The sequence below is a fragment of the Edaphosphingomonas laterariae genome (assembly GCF_900188165.1).
GTDB lineage: Bacteria > Pseudomonadota > Alphaproteobacteria > Sphingomonadales > Sphingomonadaceae > Sphingomonas_E > Sphingomonas_E laterariae.
In genome coordinates, this window is the sequence record NZ_FZOS01000024.1 from 1 (window position 1) to 16443 (window position 16443).

Annotated in this window: 15 protein-coding genes; 6 read left to right on the top strand and 9 right to left on the bottom strand. The window is 62.5% G+C overall.

What is annotated here, in order from left to right; genetic code table 11:
* Positions 1–91: 91 nt before the first annotated feature.
* The 5 genes from CHB74_RS16370 to CHB74_RS16390 form a co-directional block, all read right to left on the bottom strand.
* Positions 92–532: a hypothetical protein gene (locus tag CHB74_RS16370; RefSeq protein WP_245842978.1), complete on the bottom strand. Its 441-nt coding sequence runs from the start codon at positions 530–532 to the stop codon at positions 92–94.
* A gap of 23 nt (positions 533–555) precedes the next feature.
* Positions 556–1326 carry a DUF4391 domain-containing protein gene (locus CHB74_RS16375; RefSeq protein ID WP_089220681.1) on the bottom strand — a complete coding sequence of 257 codons (771 nt, stop codon included), beginning with the start codon at positions 1324–1326 and terminating at the stop codon, positions 556–558.
* Positions 1323–4523 (bottom strand): helicase-related protein, encoded by a 3201-nt coding sequence (locus tag CHB74_RS16380; protein ID WP_089220682.1) that lies wholly within the window; start codon positions 4521–4523, stop codon positions 1323–1325. The genes CHB74_RS16375 and CHB74_RS16380 overlap by 4 nt, the downstream gene beginning before the upstream one ends.
* Before the next feature lie 46 nt (positions 4524–4569).
* Positions 4570–4893 carry a HigA family addiction module antitoxin gene (locus CHB74_RS16385; protein WP_089220683.1) on the bottom strand — a complete coding sequence of 108 codons (324 nt, stop codon included), beginning with the start codon at positions 4891–4893 and terminating at the stop codon, positions 4570–4572.
* 151 nt (positions 4894–5044) lie between these two features.
* Positions 5045–5446, bottom strand: coding sequence for a hypothetical protein (locus CHB74_RS16390; RefSeq protein ID WP_245842979.1), 402 nt, complete (start codon positions 5444–5446; stop codon positions 5045–5047).
* A 190-nt stretch (positions 5447–5636) separates the two neighbouring features.
* Here CHB74_RS16390 and CHB74_RS16395 point away from each other — a divergent pair, with 190 nt between their 5' ends.
* From CHB74_RS16395 to CHB74_RS16410, 4 genes are all read left to right on the top strand, one after another.
* Positions 5637–6122: a hypothetical protein gene (locus CHB74_RS16395; protein ID WP_089220685.1), complete on the top strand. Its 486-nt coding sequence runs from the start codon at positions 5637–5639 to the stop codon at positions 6120–6122.
* On the top strand, positions 6122–8506 hold the full coding sequence (locus tag CHB74_RS16400) for a type IV secretory system conjugative DNA transfer family protein (RefSeq protein ID WP_245842980.1): 2385 nt from the start codon (positions 6122–6124) through the stop codon (positions 8504–8506). Before CHB74_RS16395 ends, CHB74_RS16400 begins: the two co-directional genes overlap by 1 nt.
* A 543-nt stretch (positions 8507–9049) precedes the next feature.
* Entirely contained in the window at positions 9050–9577 is a 528-nt protein-coding gene (locus CHB74_RS16405) for a plasmid mobilization protein (RefSeq protein ID WP_089220686.1), read from the top strand.
* Between the two features lie 87 nt (positions 9578–9664).
* The gene (locus tag CHB74_RS16410; protein WP_245842981.1) at positions 9665–11071 is read left to right on the top strand and encodes a relaxase/mobilization nuclease domain-containing protein; all 1407 of its coding nucleotides are present in this window, start codon (positions 9665–9667) and stop codon (positions 11069–11071) included.
* A gap of 573 nt (positions 11072–11644) precedes the next feature.
* On the opposite strand, the gene CHB74_RS16415 is transcribed toward CHB74_RS16410, so the two are convergent.
* The 3 genes from CHB74_RS16415 to CHB74_RS16425 form a co-directional block, all read right to left on the bottom strand.
* Complete coding sequence (locus tag CHB74_RS16415) at positions 11645–11833, bottom strand: hypothetical protein (protein ID WP_089220688.1); 189 nt, start codon at positions 11831–11833, stop codon at positions 11645–11647.
* Positions 11834–12115: 282 nt separating this feature from the next.
* Positions 12116–12508: a hypothetical protein gene (locus CHB74_RS16420; protein ID WP_245842982.1), complete on the bottom strand. Its 393-nt coding sequence runs from the start codon at positions 12506–12508 to the stop codon at positions 12116–12118.
* 150 nt (positions 12509–12658) lie between these two features.
* A complete protein-coding gene (locus tag CHB74_RS16425) occupies positions 12659–13243 on the bottom strand; it encodes a hypothetical protein (protein ID WP_144033828.1) in 585 nt (194 codons plus the stop codon).
* A gap of 194 nt (positions 13244–13437) precedes the next feature.
* Between CHB74_RS16425 and CHB74_RS16430 the strand changes: the two genes are divergently transcribed.
* Positions 13438–14613, top strand: coding sequence for a helix-turn-helix transcriptional regulator (locus CHB74_RS16430; protein ID WP_089220721.1), 1176 nt, complete (start codon positions 13438–13440; stop codon positions 14611–14613).
* Between the two features lie 80 nt (positions 14614–14693).
* Here CHB74_RS16430 and CHB74_RS21700 read toward each other — a convergent pair whose 3' ends face one another.
* Positions 14694–14882: a hypothetical protein gene (locus tag CHB74_RS21700; RefSeq protein ID WP_144033829.1), complete on the bottom strand. Its 189-nt coding sequence runs from the start codon at positions 14880–14882 to the stop codon at positions 14694–14696.
* Between the two features lie 342 nt (positions 14883–15224).
* Here CHB74_RS21700 and CHB74_RS16435 point away from each other — a divergent pair, with 342 nt between their 5' ends.
* Positions 15225–16157 (top strand): ArdC family protein, encoded by a 933-nt coding sequence (locus tag CHB74_RS16435; RefSeq protein WP_245842983.1) that lies wholly within the window; start codon positions 15225–15227, stop codon positions 16155–16157.
* The last annotated feature ends 286 nt before the right edge of the window (positions 16158–16443 follow it).

Genomic DNA, 16443 nt, shown 5'->3' on the forward strand with positions numbered 1-16443 from the left:
TCGCCACCCGCTACGACAAAAGCAAAAGCTCCTATCTCGGCTTCGTCAGCCTCGCATCAGCATTGCTGTGGCTACCCTTTGTCCACGTGGCCTAGTTTCTGAGGCTGTCCTTAAAGTCGTCTGGATAAACGAAATCGTTGCCAGTATTGTACGGAGGATCAATGTAGATGAGCTTGACCTTGCCCGCATAGCTCTTCTGCAAGAGTTTCAGCACCTCAAGGTTGTCGCCCTCGATCATCAGGTTCTGCGTTGTATCCCAATCGACGCTTTCCTCAGGGCACGGCAACAGCGTGCCGGTGGACGGCGTGAGGGCTATCTGCCGAGCCTTACGCTTGCCGTGCCAGTTGAGGCCGTATTTTTCGTCCTTCTCGTCCACGGCTCCGCCTAGCAGTTGCCGGAGCACGTCGAAGTCGATCTTCCCCTCCTTAAAAGCATCGGGGAACAGGGCTTTCAGGGCATCGACGTTTTCGGCCACAATGTCGGCGCTCTTGGTGGCGGGGTCATCCAAAACGAGTTTCTTGATTTCAGACATGTGAGATGGATTCCCCCTTAGAGTCACAGTTGGTTTGCATAGGCAGCGAGGTCGGCCTCGCGCCGTTGGATTTCTAGGTTCAGGTCCACGCGGCGGCTAAGCTGCTTCTCGCGCTTGGCCTTGGCGCGCAGACCTTCGATTTCTTTGGAGAGCCGCACATGGGCGTTGAGCGCGGCGCGGCGGCGGTCGATGGCTTCCTGATCGTCGGTCGCGGCGAACGCACCCGTCAGGCGGGCGGCGTTTACGGCCTCAATCCGGGCGATCCATCCCGCATAAAGGGCGTACAGGTCGGCGCGTGGCTGCTGCGCTAGCCCAAGGCTTTTCAGAAACGCGACCTGCACGGTATCTACCGCGTCAGCGCGGAGGCCGCTGGCTGCGATGACATTCTCGATCACCGTGCGGCCAGCTTCATTTTGCGCATGGCGCTTGTGCGCCGCCGACACGGCAAGGCCGTTCTCGTCGGCGGTGATAAGCAGCACCGGATAGGGAATGGCGCGGTGGATCAGCTCGATTAGCCGCGCAGCCTTGGCACCGGGACGGAAAGCACAGCCAATAACGGCGATCTCAAGATATTCGCGGGTATCGTCGGCGAAGCTCGGCACGCCGATGGTGGCGGGCTTGCACGCGGCAAACCATTGCAGTTCGTCGATGCCGTCCTGAATGGCGCGTTTGTCGGCGGCGGTCGGCGCACCTTGTTCGACCAACAGCTTCTTGGGCACACGTGCATCGACGCGCGCGCCGGGCGGAAGCCCCAGCGCGTTAACGATGGTAAGAAAACCTGCGCCCGCCGTCATGCGGCCCCGCTTTCCGGCAGGATGACAAGGAAGGCGACAACTTCGAAATCGTTGATACCGGCGAACTCGCCTTTCAGGGCGTGGGTACCGCCGGGACTGAAGAGGCTGGCGACGGCGCGCTCCTCGCTCTTGCCAGCGATGGAGGCGACAGCACGCGCCAGAAGCACTTGATAATCCTCCATATCGCGCCCGTATCTGGTAGCTTTGTCAAAGCGCGTGCAGGCTTCAGCATCGGGTAGGTCGCGCCCGATGGCAGCCTTCTTGAGCCGGTCGAGCACCTGCTTGGCCTGCGTGTAAGGCAACAGCACTTCGCCATCGTCGCTTACATGGACAACGAAGTTGGGACACAGCGGATAGCCGGGTTCGGCGGCGCTCTCCGCCGCCTCACCGACAGCCCGCAGGCAGAAAATGGCACCGGAAGGCAGATCGTTTTCGGGCGCGGATGCGTCGGGTGCGGGCACCACGGCGTAGGTGCCGGGCGGCAGGCTTTCCAGCCGCTCCCGGTGCTCGCGCATATATCCGGCAAGGTCGATGCGGAAATCGTTGAGCGTGAGGTCGGCGATGGAGACGCCGCTCGATAAGTCTTCAAGGTCGATCACAGCGTCCTGCAATTTTTGCAGTTGGGCGCGGCGATATTCGAGGTCGTTCATCTGGTTTCCGGCCTGAAACTCGATGACGTTTTCCTCGCCAGTCGCGGACACGTCGAGCAGCACCATGCGCCCGCTGACGCGGGATTCGAGGTCTAGATACTCGTCCAGCTCCATGTTGGGCCAGAAATTGACCAACTGGATGCGGGTGTTAGTCGAGCCGATACGGTCGATACGCCCGAACCGCTGGATGATCCGCACAGGGTTCCAGTGAATATCGTAATTGGTAAGGAAATCGCAGTCCTGAAGGTTCTGGCCTTCGGAGATGCAATCGGTGGCAATGAGCAGGTCGATCTGGCCTTCGGCGCTCATTTCCTCCGGTCGTTCTTTCGAGCGCGGAGAAAAAGCGGAGAGGATTGAACTCATGTCACCACGCAGCCCGCGCAGGGTCGTCTTGTTCGCTCCCGTGCCGCTGACGACAGCGGTTTCGAGGCCAAGCTCGTTCTTTGCCCAGCTCGCAAGCTGTGCGTAGAGATAGTCCGCCGTGTCCGCGAAGGCCGTGAACAACAGGATTTTGCGGTTCTCGCCGTTGATCGGCGTGGCGACCTTGCCGGCGATCACCTCACGCAAGGCGGCCAGCTTAGCGTCGCGCTCCGGCGTGACAGCCTGCGCGGCAGATAGCAACGTGGCGAGCCGGTTGCGGTCCTCGATTAAATCCTGCCGCCAGCGAACACGGTCCACGTCATGCAGCAAGACCTTGACCTTGCGCCCGATCAGCAGAGCCTCGAAGGCGGGATCGTCTATATCAATATCGTCGATGGAAACCTCGTCCACGCTCTCATCGTGGGCGTCGAGCTTTGCCAACAGCGCGTTCACGTCCGCAAGCTGGCGCTTGATGGTCAGTGCGAAGGACGCGACGGAGCTTTCCATACGCTTAAGAATATTGACGCGAAGCAGGTGGATGAGGCTTTCCTCGCGGTCCACCTGCCGGAAAAAGCTTTCGCCGCCCCTGATCTTGGTGCTGTATTTCTCGTCATAGACGGACTGCTTGTGCGGAAGAACGTAGCGCAGCGGCGCATAGGCAGCGAGCGTGAGCCGCCTGATTTCGTTGTTGATCTCGCGGATAGGCCGGAATTCTCCGGCAAGGTCCACATCGGCCTTGATGTTGACTGGCCGTAAGCGTTCTGGGAACTGGCCGGTTTCCTCGGTGCCGTAATAGCGTTGGACGTGCTTGCGGGAACGCGCGATGGTCAGCAGGTCGAGCAGCTTGAAATAATCGAAGCCGAGCATGTCCATCAGCCGCGTCGGGCGGCGGTCGGTTTCGGGCAGGTCCAGCCAGCGGTTGAACTGCGTCTGCGCCTTGCGGATGGTCGCCTCGATGCTCTGGATGCCGTGGCCCGCGAGTGCGAGGTCATTGCCTTCGGTCATAAAGGCGATCTGGTTCTTGAGGTCGGCAAGGCGATTGTTGACGGGCGTGGCCGACAACATGAGCACCTTGGTTTTGACGCCCGCTTTGATGATGCGCTTCATCAAATGGTCGTAACGGGTATCGCGATCCTTATGGGTCGCCTTGTTGCGGAAGTTATGGGACTCGTCGATCACGACAAGGTCATAATTGCCCCAGTTGACGTGGCTAAGGTCGATGTCACCCGACATGCCGCCCTCGCGAGACAGGTCGGTGTGATTGAGCACGTCGTAGTTGAAGCGGTCTGACGCGAGGATATTGCGACGGTCGTTGGCCTTGTAGAGCGTCCAGTTATCGCGCAGACGCTTGGGGCAGAGGACAAGGACGCGGTCGTTGCGCAGCTCGTAGTATTTGATGACAGCAAGGGCCTCGAAGGTTTTGCCAAGGCCGACACTGTCGGCGATGATGCAGCCGCCGATGCGCTCTAGCTTGTCGATAGCGCCGACCACGCCGTCTCGCTGGAACTTGAAAAGTTTGTTCCAGACGGTGGTGTTCCGAATACCGGTGGCGGATTTGATAATCCGCTCCTCGTCAAGCTCCTCGCCGATGTCGCGGAAAAGCTCGTAGAGCACCTTAAAATACAGGAGCGAAGGCGGGCGCTGGTTTGCTGCATCGTCGAGACGGGCAGCAAGCTGGCTTCCTGTCGGCTTAAGGGCGTTCCAACTCACTTGAAACCAATCAGCATACGCCGCAGCTTCCGCGTCCGTATCGGACAACTGAACAAGGCCAAGCTGGTCGCCGGGCGTGATGCCCAGACCTTCGGTCGTGAACGGGCATGTGCCGGTCAGGACGTGGCGGTCGTCGTTGCTAGAAACGACGATCATGGATTGAGGTGGAGCTGTCGGCACGTGCCGAACCTCGGCGTGCTTGTTCAGCCATTCACCGGCTTGTTTGGCCAGCCAACGCCCTTGGAGTTTGCCGCGCGCGGCAATGTCACCTGATCCGCCGTAAAGGGTTTCAGCAAGGGCTGCGTCTGAGCCGAGCAGAAGGCGGCAGCGTCCGGCCTTCTTCAAATGATCGTGGGTTTCGGCAAATGCGTAGAGCGAGAACTCCGGCGACATAAGATCAACCGCGGAATCCGGCTGAAGCCATTCTCGCAGCCGATCAATAACCCGCTCATTTCCGGTGTTACGCAGAAGTTTCATCAGCGATCCGCTCTAACAAACTCTTTGCCCTTGAAACTAAGCCCCGTCATGCCCGCCCCTTCGTGTTCAGTCCTGAATATCGCTCGACCTTGATGTCTCCCGCCCGCTTGCGCGCTTGGGCGATGTCGTAGCTGTTCTGCATTCGCATCAGCGTCTCCATGGAGACACCAAACGCCTTCTCGATCCGAAGCGCCATTTCCGAAGACAGATGCGCCCGCTCGTTAAGCAGGGCAGATAGCGCAGGCCGTGTAACGCCGAGCACTTCGGCTGCATCTGTCACGGACAGGCCGTGCGGTTTCAGCACTTCATGCTTCACGAAGCCGCCCGGATGGGCGGGTTCCTTTAGCCGAACATCGGCCTGATTTGGCATGTGCGGTATCCGGTTGAATTGCCCCTTGAATCGACTTTCAGCCTATCGGACGGATCGTTGCCTGTAAAGACACGCTTTACATAACCTTTGAAGCGTGAGCCGTGTCCGGCTTCCGGCACAACGGCACGTTCATAGCCGTGCCCTCGCGGCTTCACACCTTCACGAAGCGCGAACCGACAATGGCGGCGCGGGCGGTTTCGTCGCTCCATGCCATGCGGTCTATCTTGCCTTGGCCGATTTTCCCGCGCTGGCGGCGTATCGCTTCGCCGCGCTTGAGCGGATAGAGCGGGCGCAGCCATTGGGGCGCTGGCTCGACTGTGCAGGCCGTCACCTCGATATGCACCCAGCCGCCCCGGTCAATCTTGACGATTTGCCCTGTAATGACGCGATGGCCGGTGATGACTGGCCTTTTCTTGGAATGGCGCGGCTGCGGTTTCCAGACCGGCTCGCGCCAACGGATCACGTCCGCAACGATGAATTCAGTGCCGCAGGACAGCCATTTCACATCTCCCCCAATCCGGGGCGCTTCGCGGGCGCAGTGCCGCTCGGGCATCTGCGCATGCGCGCCTCTGTATGGTAAGCTTGACGCGCCCCCTGTCTCTTTAGATTGTGAAGGGTAAAGACGTTTGTGCGCAAGTACATCTGCAACGTCCTGTCCACGAGGCAGGACATTGCAAAGATTTACCGGGACGGGTTGCCGCTCCGCACAAACATACAGGCGTATGTTTACTAACGGGGGCCACATGCCGGAGGACAAGCCGAGCTCACCAACCGTAGATGAAGCGCTAAGCGCTTGGGAACAAGGCGTAGGCAATACGCCCGATGCGCCGTCGCACCCGAAGCTCGCCCACCTCAAATCCCTCTTCGCCGCGCATACGGATGTATGCAGCTTGGAAGCCGTGCTTTCCGCCGCGATGAATGACGCGGGCGACGCCGTATCCGTGACGGTCGAGGTGCAACCGGGATTGCTCGCGCTTCTCGCGCACATCGAGAAACTCGATTCGGCCCGAGTCGGGCGGAATCCCGCGCCGCCGTCGCGCTTGCTGACGCAGATTGTCAGCAATCACCTCGAAAATCTGCTGCATACCATCGTAACCAACCCGACCAGCCATCCACACTATGCGGAACTGTGGAACGCCGTCTGCTCCGCCGAAGGCGCGCCGGAACTGGCGGTGCCAACCGACGACGCGGCGAACGGGACGCCGCCCGCTGACGGAGGGCCGTTCTGATGCGCGCGGCGACGAAGCCCATGCGGGCCGTCGCCTTATCGCTGGCGCTTGCCGCCGTGCCAATGCCAGCCGCTGCACAAGAGAACGTGCCAAGCTGGCAGAAGGATAACCCGATATTCCGGCAGGGCGGCGAGCCGCGCGGGCTGGTGCTACCGCCCGCGCAGCAGCGCGTCTTTGATCGCGATGCGGCCTTGCTGGCCGATATCCGCGTGGAGCTTGCGGAGGGCGAGTATCGCCGCAAGGCAGGCGAGATTGACGCGGCGGCATGGCGCAGCCGCGCCGCTGAACTGCAATCAGCGGAAACCGCCCTGCGCCGGAAATGGCAGGGCATCGGCACAGGCCAAGACTTGATGCTGAGCAGCGCCACCGACAGCATCGCCCGCGCGCGCATGGCGGCGCTCAGGGCGCAATACGCCCCGCCCAAAGAGCCGACCCCTTGGAACTACGTCACCGAGCTTGCAGGGATTGCCAAGGATATGGCCGTGGGCCTGTTCCGCGAGGGCATGGACCTTCTCGGCAGGCTGTTCGCCAGCCTGTTCGGCCCGCTGACTTTGCTCGTGGGCGTGGTCGGCCTGATTTGGCTCGTGAAGGACAAACGGCGCAAACCGAAGCCAAAACCCGCCCTGTCCGACAATTACGGCTCCGCCCGCTATGCCGAGGTGCGGAGCAGCCTTGCCGATGAATATGACGGCTTCCGGGGCGTGTTTTTCGGGAAGAGCAGCGCGCCGGAGCTTTCAGCTATCCCCATCGAGCAGCAGTCGGGCGCGCCCGTGCTCTCGACGCCCGAACACCATACGCTGATTGTCGCGCGCACCCGCACGGGCAAGGGCACCCGCGTCATCGTGCCAACGCTCCTACGCTACGGCGGCTCGGCCATCGTCATCGACCCCAAGGGCGAGAACGCCGTCATCACGGCGCGCATCCGGCGCAGCACCCTCAATAGCGCCGTCCACGTCATCAACCCGTGGGGCGAACTGGCGGAGACCTTTAAAGAGCGTGGCCTTGCCCCCGCGACCTTCAATCCGCTGGACGTGCTGGTGCGCGACGACCCCAACGCCGTCGCGGTGGCGCAGGCGCTCGCGGGGGCGGTCTGTCCGTCGCCTCCCGGCGACAAAGACCGCTACTGGCAGGGCAGCGCGGCCAACGTCCTGACCGCCGTGCTCTTGTGGATCACCGACCAGCCGGGCGAGCAAAAGACGCTCGCCCGCGCGCGGGAGATTGTAAGCCTGAGCCGCAAGGATTTTACGGACAGGTTTCTGGTGCCCATGGCGGCCAGCAGCGCCTTCGGCGGGGCGATACGGGAGATGGTCAGCCCGTACCTCGACCTCGCGCAGGAAACTTATTCGGGCATCATGTCCAACCTGTCTGAGGCCACCAAGTTCCTCTCCGACCCGCAGGTCAAAGCCGCCACCGCCACATCATCCTTCGACATGGCCGACCTGATACGGGAAGCAGTGACGGTCTATCTGGTCATCCCGCCCGACCGTATCGACACCCAGCGCACATGGCTCCGGCTCATGACCACGGCGGCCATGCACACCTTCAAGCGTTATCCGCTGGGCGGGCGTCCGCCGCACCGCTGCATGATCTTGATGGACGAGTTTCCGGCGCTGGGGCGCATCGAGGATTTGCCCCGCGATATCGCCACCATGTCGGGCTACGGCATCGACTTCACCCTCATTGTGCAGGGCCTCGACCAGCTCAAAGACCTCTATGGCGCGGCGGCAGGAACCATACTCTCGAACTGCGCCTTCAAATGGTTTTGCAACGTCAACGACCTTGAGAGCGCGAACTACCTCTCCGAAACCTTGGGCAAAGTGACCGTGCAGACGGTCGGCCATGGCGAGGGGCAGAACTTCGGCCCCGGCGGCGGCGGGCATAGCGAAAACCTCAACTACGGAGAAACAGGCCGCCCGCTGCTCATGCCCGACGAGGTGCTGGCCTTGGGCCGTGACGTGGCGATTGTCCTGAACCCCACAGACCGTCCGCACTACGTCCGGCCCGTGGATTACTGGCGGCTCCCCGACGCCTTCGCGTCGCTGGCCAGCGCCTATCCGCATCTCTATTGGGAGCCGCCCTTAGCCTATGACGACAACCCGTATTTCGTGCGGAGCGGCAAATCGGACGGCGGCCAGAATGGCCGCCAGTCCGGCGGCGCGCGTCAGCGCGCCGCAAAGCCCAACGGCAAAATGACGCGCGCGGAAGCGCTCGACCTTCTCGGCCTCTCGGAAGGCGCAACCGCCGCCGAGGTGCGGGCCGCATGGAAGCGGCTGATGCAGAAGGTGCATCCCGACACCGGCGGCTCCGCCCGTTTTGCGCAGATGCTTAACGAGGCCCGCGAGGTGCTCGGCACGGGCGGCGGCGAAGAGGGCCGCGCGCGATGAAAGGTTCGCCGCACAGCCCGCGTTCGTGCTATCCTGCGGTTCATCCCGCGCTGAGCGAGTCGCATACGATTGTATGCAGGCGGCGATATCCCGCCTTGCCGCATGCGCTGGCTACCTCACACCCCAGCACGTCCCGTGCTATCCTAAGTTATGGCTTAGGAGAGTGTGCAAGCCATGTGCGGACTGACCGTCCACACCCCGCACCTGAAGGTGCTGGCTTGGCAAGGAAGGCGCTTCGCCCTCCCGTTGCATCCCTCCCGAGCAAGGGGTTTCACACCCCTGCACCCGTGCGGGGAGCCTTCGTGCTCCCTGCGACCCATGACCGGGGCTTTGCCCTCGGCACCCACCAAGGCACGTCGTCCTTGGAACCAGACAAGGGGTTATCGCACCCCTCGACCACTCGCCGGAGACTTCCGCGTCCCGGCACCCACGGCCAGAGCTTGCGCGCTCTGGACGACGCGCAGGCGGCTTTCATGCCCCTGCACCCTGACGGAGGGGGATACCCCCTCGACCCCGCAGCCGGACACGTCCGGCAGAAAGGAGATGCGCTTGAGCGATAGCGGCTCAGAGCACAGCCCTTCCGGGCGGCGCAAGTCGGAACGGCGGCAACGCACCGCCACCATCTATGCCCGCGTCACGCCCGACGAGAAGTCGGCGTTTCTCGCCCGCGCCGACAGGGCGGGTATGGCCGCCGCCGCCTTCGCCCGTGCGGCGCTCATCGGCGAAGCCGGTCCCCGCGCGCAGCGTCGCATCCCTGCCGACAGTGCTGCGCTGCGTCAAATTCTCGGCCACCTTGGCAAGACCGGCAGCAATCTGAACCAGATTGCCCGCTACCTGCATACAGGCGGCGAGGCGGAAACCGTCTTGCCGGACCTGCGCGAAGCGCTGGCCGACTTCGCGCGCCTTCGCGCCCTCATCTATGGCGCGCTTGGCAAGGAACCGGATAGCGCCCCAGCGGCGGCACCGCCGCTGGCCTCGACATCTGCACCGGCTCCAATCCCGGCACCGGCAGCGCCGGAGGCCGCCCCGCCTGCGGGATTGTCCAAGTTCATCCCGCCGCCCAAACCGTGAGGCAGCGGCATGATTATCAAAGGAGGCTCACGCGCCGGACCCCGCCAGCTTGCCGCCCACCTTCAGCGCACGGACACCAACGAGCGCATGGAGGTGCTGGAACTACACTCCGGCCTCGATGACCTCGCCGCGACCTTCCGCGACTGGCAGACCCTCTCGGAGGGCACGCGCGGCAAGAAGGGCCTCTATCACGTCAATATCGACCCCGACGCCCGCTATGAGATGACGCCCCAGCAATGGGCGCGTGCGGTCGAGGTGCTGGAACAGGAACTCGGACTGGACGGCCAGCCCCGCGCCGTCGTCCTGCATGAAAAGAAAGGCCGCCAGCACATCCATATCGTCTGGTGCCGCACCGACCTCGAAACCATGACCATGCGCTCGGATAGCAACAACTATCTCGCCCATGAGCGCGCCAGCCTGAAGCTGGAACGCGAGTTCGGCCATGAGCATGTGCCGGGTAAACACGCCAAGCGCGACCGCGCCAAGCAGCCGGAGTTCCCGCGCGCGGATGTCAGCCATGCGGAGCATCAACAGGCTGAACGCAGCGGCCTTTCCACCCAAGAGCGCCGCGCGCAGCTCGCGGCGCTCAAATCATCCTGTGACAGTGGCATGGCGTTTAAGGCCGCCGTGGAAGAAGTGGGCTATGTACTGGCGCGGGGCGACAGCAAGGACTTCGTGCTCGTCGGGCCGGAGGGCAGCGTTTACAGCCTGAGCCGCGAACTCAAAATGAAGGCCGCCGAGGCGCGGGCCTTCATGGCGGATGTTGAGTGCGATAGCCTCCCCGCCGCCAACGAAGCCAAAGCCCAGCAGCGCGACCGGCAGAAGGATACCGAGCCGCCCGCATTCGAGATGCAGCGCCCGCCGGTCGAAGATCTCGCGCCAGCGCCGGAGGCGCAGGGCGATACACCGGACGCGCAGAAGCAGGATTCCGGAACACCGGAACTCGCGCCCGCCGTCGCTGAGGCGCTGGCCGCCCGCGAACAGGCCGAGGCGGGCAAACTCGCCACATGGCACAGTGCAGAACTGCGCCAACTCCGGCATGTGCTCTTCCTTGAAGCGCGGGAAAAGATAGAGGGGCTAAGACGCCAGCAGCAGGCCCAGCGCGAACGCTTCATCCGTGATGGGAAATTGTCCGGCATCGAGGGTTATATCGAAGCCCTGCAAAACCGCCTCAATCCGGGACGCGGCGCGGAGAAACGCCTTGAGCGCGACACCGCATGGAAACACCTGCGCGAGCGGCAGGCCATCGAGCGCGCCGACCTTCGCGCACTCATCCGGCAGGATCGGGCCGAACATATCGAGGAATTGAAAGAGCGCCACGACCAGCAGCGGCGCGACCAGCAGGCAGGGTTTGCGCGCGAGCGTATCCGCTACGCCGAAGATTCAGCCCGCGCGGCGCGATTGCTCGCGCAGGTCGAAGAAGACCGCCGCGAGGCGGAACGGCAACGGCAGGAGGGGCGCGCGGCGGAACCGCCGCCAAGACCCGCAAAGTAAGCGGCTCGCGTTTCCTGCAACCAGAACCGGGCCGCAAGAAAAAGAAGAAAAAGGTTGCCACAGAACAACAGGGCGAAGCCGCCGCCGGAGGGCTGTTCGACTGGTTTCCCGACATCGCGGCAATCTCCGTTGCCGTATCGCGCTTCCTGCATCTCGACGACGCGCCATCGCCGGAACAGGCGGGCGCAGGTACAACTGCGAAGGACAGTGATGGGTTTGAAGACCCGCCCGAGCTTGTGCCCACGTTCATGCCGACGGTGCGCCGCGTGCTCTCGCGTTTCATGAATCCGGCCAAGAAGCGCAGCGTGAAAAACCGCCGCGCACGCGGCTTGCGCGCACTTCTCGCGCGCACGGGATTTAGGTCGAAATTTCTGGCGCAGCCGTCTCCGCCGCCTGCACCGAAACCCCTGCCTCCACCACCGCTGAAATCTGCGCAGCAACCAGCCGCATCGCCATCAGCGCCCAAGCCGCCATCGCTGCGCGGGAGATTCAATAAGCCGATGGGGCCTTAGCCATCAAACGCCAGAAAGCCGCCAGCGTTTTCCCGCTGGCGGTTTTCTCTTGCGGGCCGGGCTAGAAGCCCGGCCCTTTGATGCGACGGGTGATAATCGCGCGGTTGATGTTTTCGAGGGACGCCAGCGCGTTCGTGCGCTCGGTGGTGGCGGGCTCGGTGAAGGCGAGTTCCTGCTGCACGCGGTAGAATTTGGAGTGCAGAGCGGTTTCCGGCAGGTTGTCGAGTTCGGAAGCGACGATGAGGCGCATGGGCTGTCTCCCTATTGCTTGAGGCCGCAACCACTACGGCCTTTCATGCCCCCCGATGACGCCAGCGGGATTGCCGGGTGCATCCGAAGGACCGCAACGGAGAGAAGGAGCCCGCACGGGCTTGCGCCCAGCAGGCAACGCCGCTGGCAGGGTGCATGATGAACAGGACGTATGGGGGTGGACCCGCAGGGAGATTGCCAGCGCCCACTCTATCTAGACTCCAAAGCTCGTTTTGCCGGAGCACAGACGCTTGCTTTCCATCTGCGCGCGGTGGGCCGCCCTTCAGGCTCTGAGCATGTTCGCCGCTTGCGTGTAGTTATACGCCTCGTAGAGCGTCCACAGGCCACCCGCGATGAACACGACGCCGATCAGGAACACCAACGTCATCACCCCGAGCGCGAGGAGCGTCGCGCCCATTAGATAGCCCACCGTCGTCGGGATGCTGTAGACGGCGCGCGTCTTGTCGTTGCGCAAGGCGAGCGCCTTGAACACGCCGTTCTTCTCGCGTCCGGCCAGCGTTACCTCATCCCCGTCGCGGATATCCGGCACATCGGCCAGCTTGATTTGTGCGGAGCGCTCGCCCACGCGAAACGCGATGACCTGTCCGGTTTTCACGGAGCCGCCATTGCGGCCTACCGTGCCCCGCGTTTCGGTCGAATGACGGATGCCGCTCACGGCTCCGCTCAATGTGGTCAGTCCCATATCAATCCCTTTACGGCTCAAAATTCCCGCACCCGGCGTCCTAGAGTTTCGGCGCTTGCGCCTGCGCATCCGCCTTGCGCTTGGCTTCGGCCTTGAGACCGTTCACCCATTGGCTGCCGCGTATCAGCCCGTCACATCGCTGATATCGTTGGCGCGCCAGTCGGGCGGCATGCTCGACTGGGCGCAATATCGGGCGCTACGCTCCCAGCCGTGCTCGCTCTTCGAGGTGAAGGCCGTATCCCCCGTGAGGGTATAGATGGAGGTGCTGGTTTCCGGCGGGGCGCTGTCCTGCAAGTCCCCGCAGGCTTCCGTCACGCGGTAGGTGTTCGGCCCTGTTGGCTCGATTTTCTTGAACTCGCAGAAATCCCGCGCGCCGCCGATGCCTTCGCGGCGCAGCAGCGTCGTGGTGGCGTTGGAAGCTTGGCCGCACGGGGTATCGCTCTCGACGTAGTAACCGCGCTTGAGCGGCAGCGCCGCGATGGTAGCCGCTTGCGCCTTGGCCGGAACGGCTTCTGGTGTCGCGGGCGCGGCGGCTTGGTTTGCGGCAGTATCGACGTCAGCGGCAGCTATGCCCGCCGTGTTGCCGGACTCTGCCTCTACCGTGCTCTCCGTAGCGGCGGCATTCTCCGCCGTCGCGGCGTTCTGGCCGCAGGCGGCAAGCCCCGCCGCGAGCAGCAACGGCACGACAAGGGAACGGGTTTTGCTCATGACATCTCCGCGCGTGAAAATCCTTCCCGCTATGGTTAAGGTGGCGCGGAGGCCCATTCGTCCCCTAAACAGGGGAGAAATCAGGCACGGCAGGACGGCAGAGCGCTATCCCGCCGTGTTGTTCAGGCAAGGTTATTCGCAGGCGGTCTAAGTTAACCGGAACTATGGGATGAATGAGGGGGCGTTACACGACCATGGCGTCACAAGAACTCTATGAATCGTCCCGCGTCTCGGGATTGATTGCCCATCTTTACGATGCGGCCATAGATGACGCCTTGTGGTCAGGCACCGCGAACCGCATCGCGGAAACCCTCGGCTCGACCAGTACCGTTCTTAAACTTCACGGCGAAGGCGCGCGCGTGAACCTGCTGGAATGTACGGACAACCTCATGGTGGCCGAGCGCGAGCAGGCCTGGGCGGATGACTGGCACCGCAAGGATTTATGGGTGGAGCGCAGCGTCGCCTACGGCATGTCGCGGATCATCACGGATGAGGAGTTGGTGACACCCGAGGAACAGGCGCGGAGTGGCTTTTATCAGGAATGGCTCCGGCATCTGGATATTCACCACATGCTCGGGGCGGTGTTCCCCTCAGCCGAGGGCGCGATTGGCGTTCTCGGCATTCACAGGCCGCAAGATGCCGGAGCCTATACTACCTACGAACGACGACAGGCGGCGTTGGTGCTGCCGCACTTGCAGCGGGCGCTGCGTCTCGGGCAGCGTTTCGCAGCGGTATCACAATCCCATGCCGCCGCCTTGCAGGCGCTCGACCGGCTGGATACCGGCGTCCTGATGGTGGACGGTGCGGGCCGTGTCATTCAGGCCAGCAGCATGGCGGAGCGGATGCTGCGCGAGAATGTGGAACTGGCCGTTATTCGCGGTAGGCTGGCGCTGCGCCCGCCTGCGCTGCACGGCAAGCTGTTGTCTCTGTTGCAGGGCGCGATGGATACCGCGCGGGGCAGGATCGCCAAGCCCGGTGCGGCGCTCTCCATTCCACGTCCGCACCGCATGCCGCTGGCGCTAGAGGTTGCGCCCCTGCGCCCCTCAGCTTCCGCCTTTGGCGAACAGCGGCCTGCCGTGCTGGTATTTATCCGTGACCCCGAAGCACCAATCGCCGTGGCGCGACTGCGCGAACTCTTTGGTTTAACCCGCACCGAAGGTGTCGTTGCCGCAGCACTTGGGCGCGGAGCCTCGCTTGAAGATATAGCCGTAAATATGGGCATCGGGCTTTCCACCGTGCGCAGCCATCTCAAGCGCATCCTCGCCAAGACAGGTACGCATCGGCAAGCGGAAGCGGCGGCCTTGCTGGCGCGCAGCATTTCAACAGCCTTCGACGAGCCAGCACGCGCGGATCGGCCTCCACTCGAATGAGATGTCATCCAATTTAGCGCCCTTGTTTGCCACGTCGCATAGGCCGCATCATCGTTGCATTACGCGGCGGTCATAAGAATTCATTCTCTCGAATTTGATGATAAGAAATCTTCCAGTTGCTCACAAAACGACCAGTAGAGAAAATTGACATCTGAAAGATATTTAGGAGAAATTCCATCCTTATTCGAAAAAGATTCTAATAATTCATTGTGAAGAGCTTCAAAACGAGATTTGGTGCTCTCAATTTGATAAACGATTACCTTATTCATGACTTATCCTGAAAATAGTTATTTTTCTAAATTGTATTATTACTTTTTGTTGATGTCGAGGGCGCGTCCGCCTTCGCCGGATTGGGCTTTATGCCTTGCGGCACCGAGCCGCTGTGCAGCCGCGTCTCAGCCATCCGGTAACAATCCCGCGCGCGGATAGTGCGCGGCCTTCATCCGCATTCCTTCTTTCTTTGGGGGCGTGCCGCCCTTCACCGTCAAGACCAAGCCCCAAGGGGCGGAAAACGGGGGCCGTGTAGTCGCTGCGCTCCGGCCCGCGCCACCCCCCGTTTTCCGGTCTGGACGGCTGAATCCCCGCTCATTGCCGCGTGGCTAGTCGGTTGCATGCGCAACCCATCAGCCAAGGAAGAAAAGGCAATGAAACAAGATGTTTATGAGAGAGTAACCGCCCACATTGTGACCGCATTGGAGAATGGCGTCCGTCCGTGGTTCCAGCCGTGGAATGCCGAACATGCCGCAGGGCGCATTACCCGCCCGCTGCGCGCGAATGGTCAGCCCTACCGTGGGATCAACGTCCTGATGCTCTGGGGCGCAGCCTGTGAGCGCGGATATAACGCGCCTATCTGGATGACCTACAAACAGGCGCAGGAGCTAGGCGGCAACGTCCGCAAGGGCGAGAAAGGCAACCTTGTCGTTTACGCCAACACTATCACCAAGACTGAAACCGACGAGAACGGGCAGAAGTCCGAGCGCGATATTCCGTTTATGAAGGGATATACCGTTTTTAACGTCGAGCAGGTGGAAGGACTGCCCGCGCAATTCTATGCGCTGGCCGAGCGTCCCGCCGACACCGTGCAGCGCATCGCGCATGCGGAGGCTTTCTTTGCCGCCACCCGTGCGGATATACGCCACGGCGGCAGCCGCGCGTTTTTCAGCCCCGCGCAGGACTTTGTGCAAATGCCGCCCTTTGAAGCCTTCCGCGAGGCCGAAGCCTATTACGCCACCCTTGCCCATGAAATGACCCACTGGACGAAGGGCGCGAACCGATTGGAGCGTGACTTTGGCCGCAAGCGCTGGGGCGATGAAGGTTATGCGATGGAGGAACTTGTCGCAGAGCTTGGCGCAGCGTTCCTTTGTGCCGACCTCAGCCTGTCGCCGGAACCCCGTGACGAGCATGCCGCCTATATCGGAAACTGGCTCAAGGTGCTGAAAGAGAACAAGCGCGCGATTTTCAGCGCCGCCGCCCATGCGCAGCGCGCCGCCGATTATCTCCACAGCTTGCAGCCGCAGCCCCACGAGGTGAAGGAAGCCGCCTAAAACGGCAACGCCGGAGGGGCAACCCTCCGGCATCTGGCGGAGCCGCCGTCATGGTGACGGCGGCCATTCCTTTTCCCGCCCGACCCACCCCTGAGCGGACGGCGCGGCCTTTGGGGCCGCGCCCGCAGGGGCTTTCAGCCCTGATAATCCTCGAAACCGCGCTCCCGCTTGCGCGGCACGTCCTTGTGGCCGCTGCACAGCCAGCAGGAACACGGGCGGCAATGCGTAGAGGCATTGCGCCCGACCGCGCGCGGCGAATGCGCAGGCGCATCGGAGAGGCCACGCG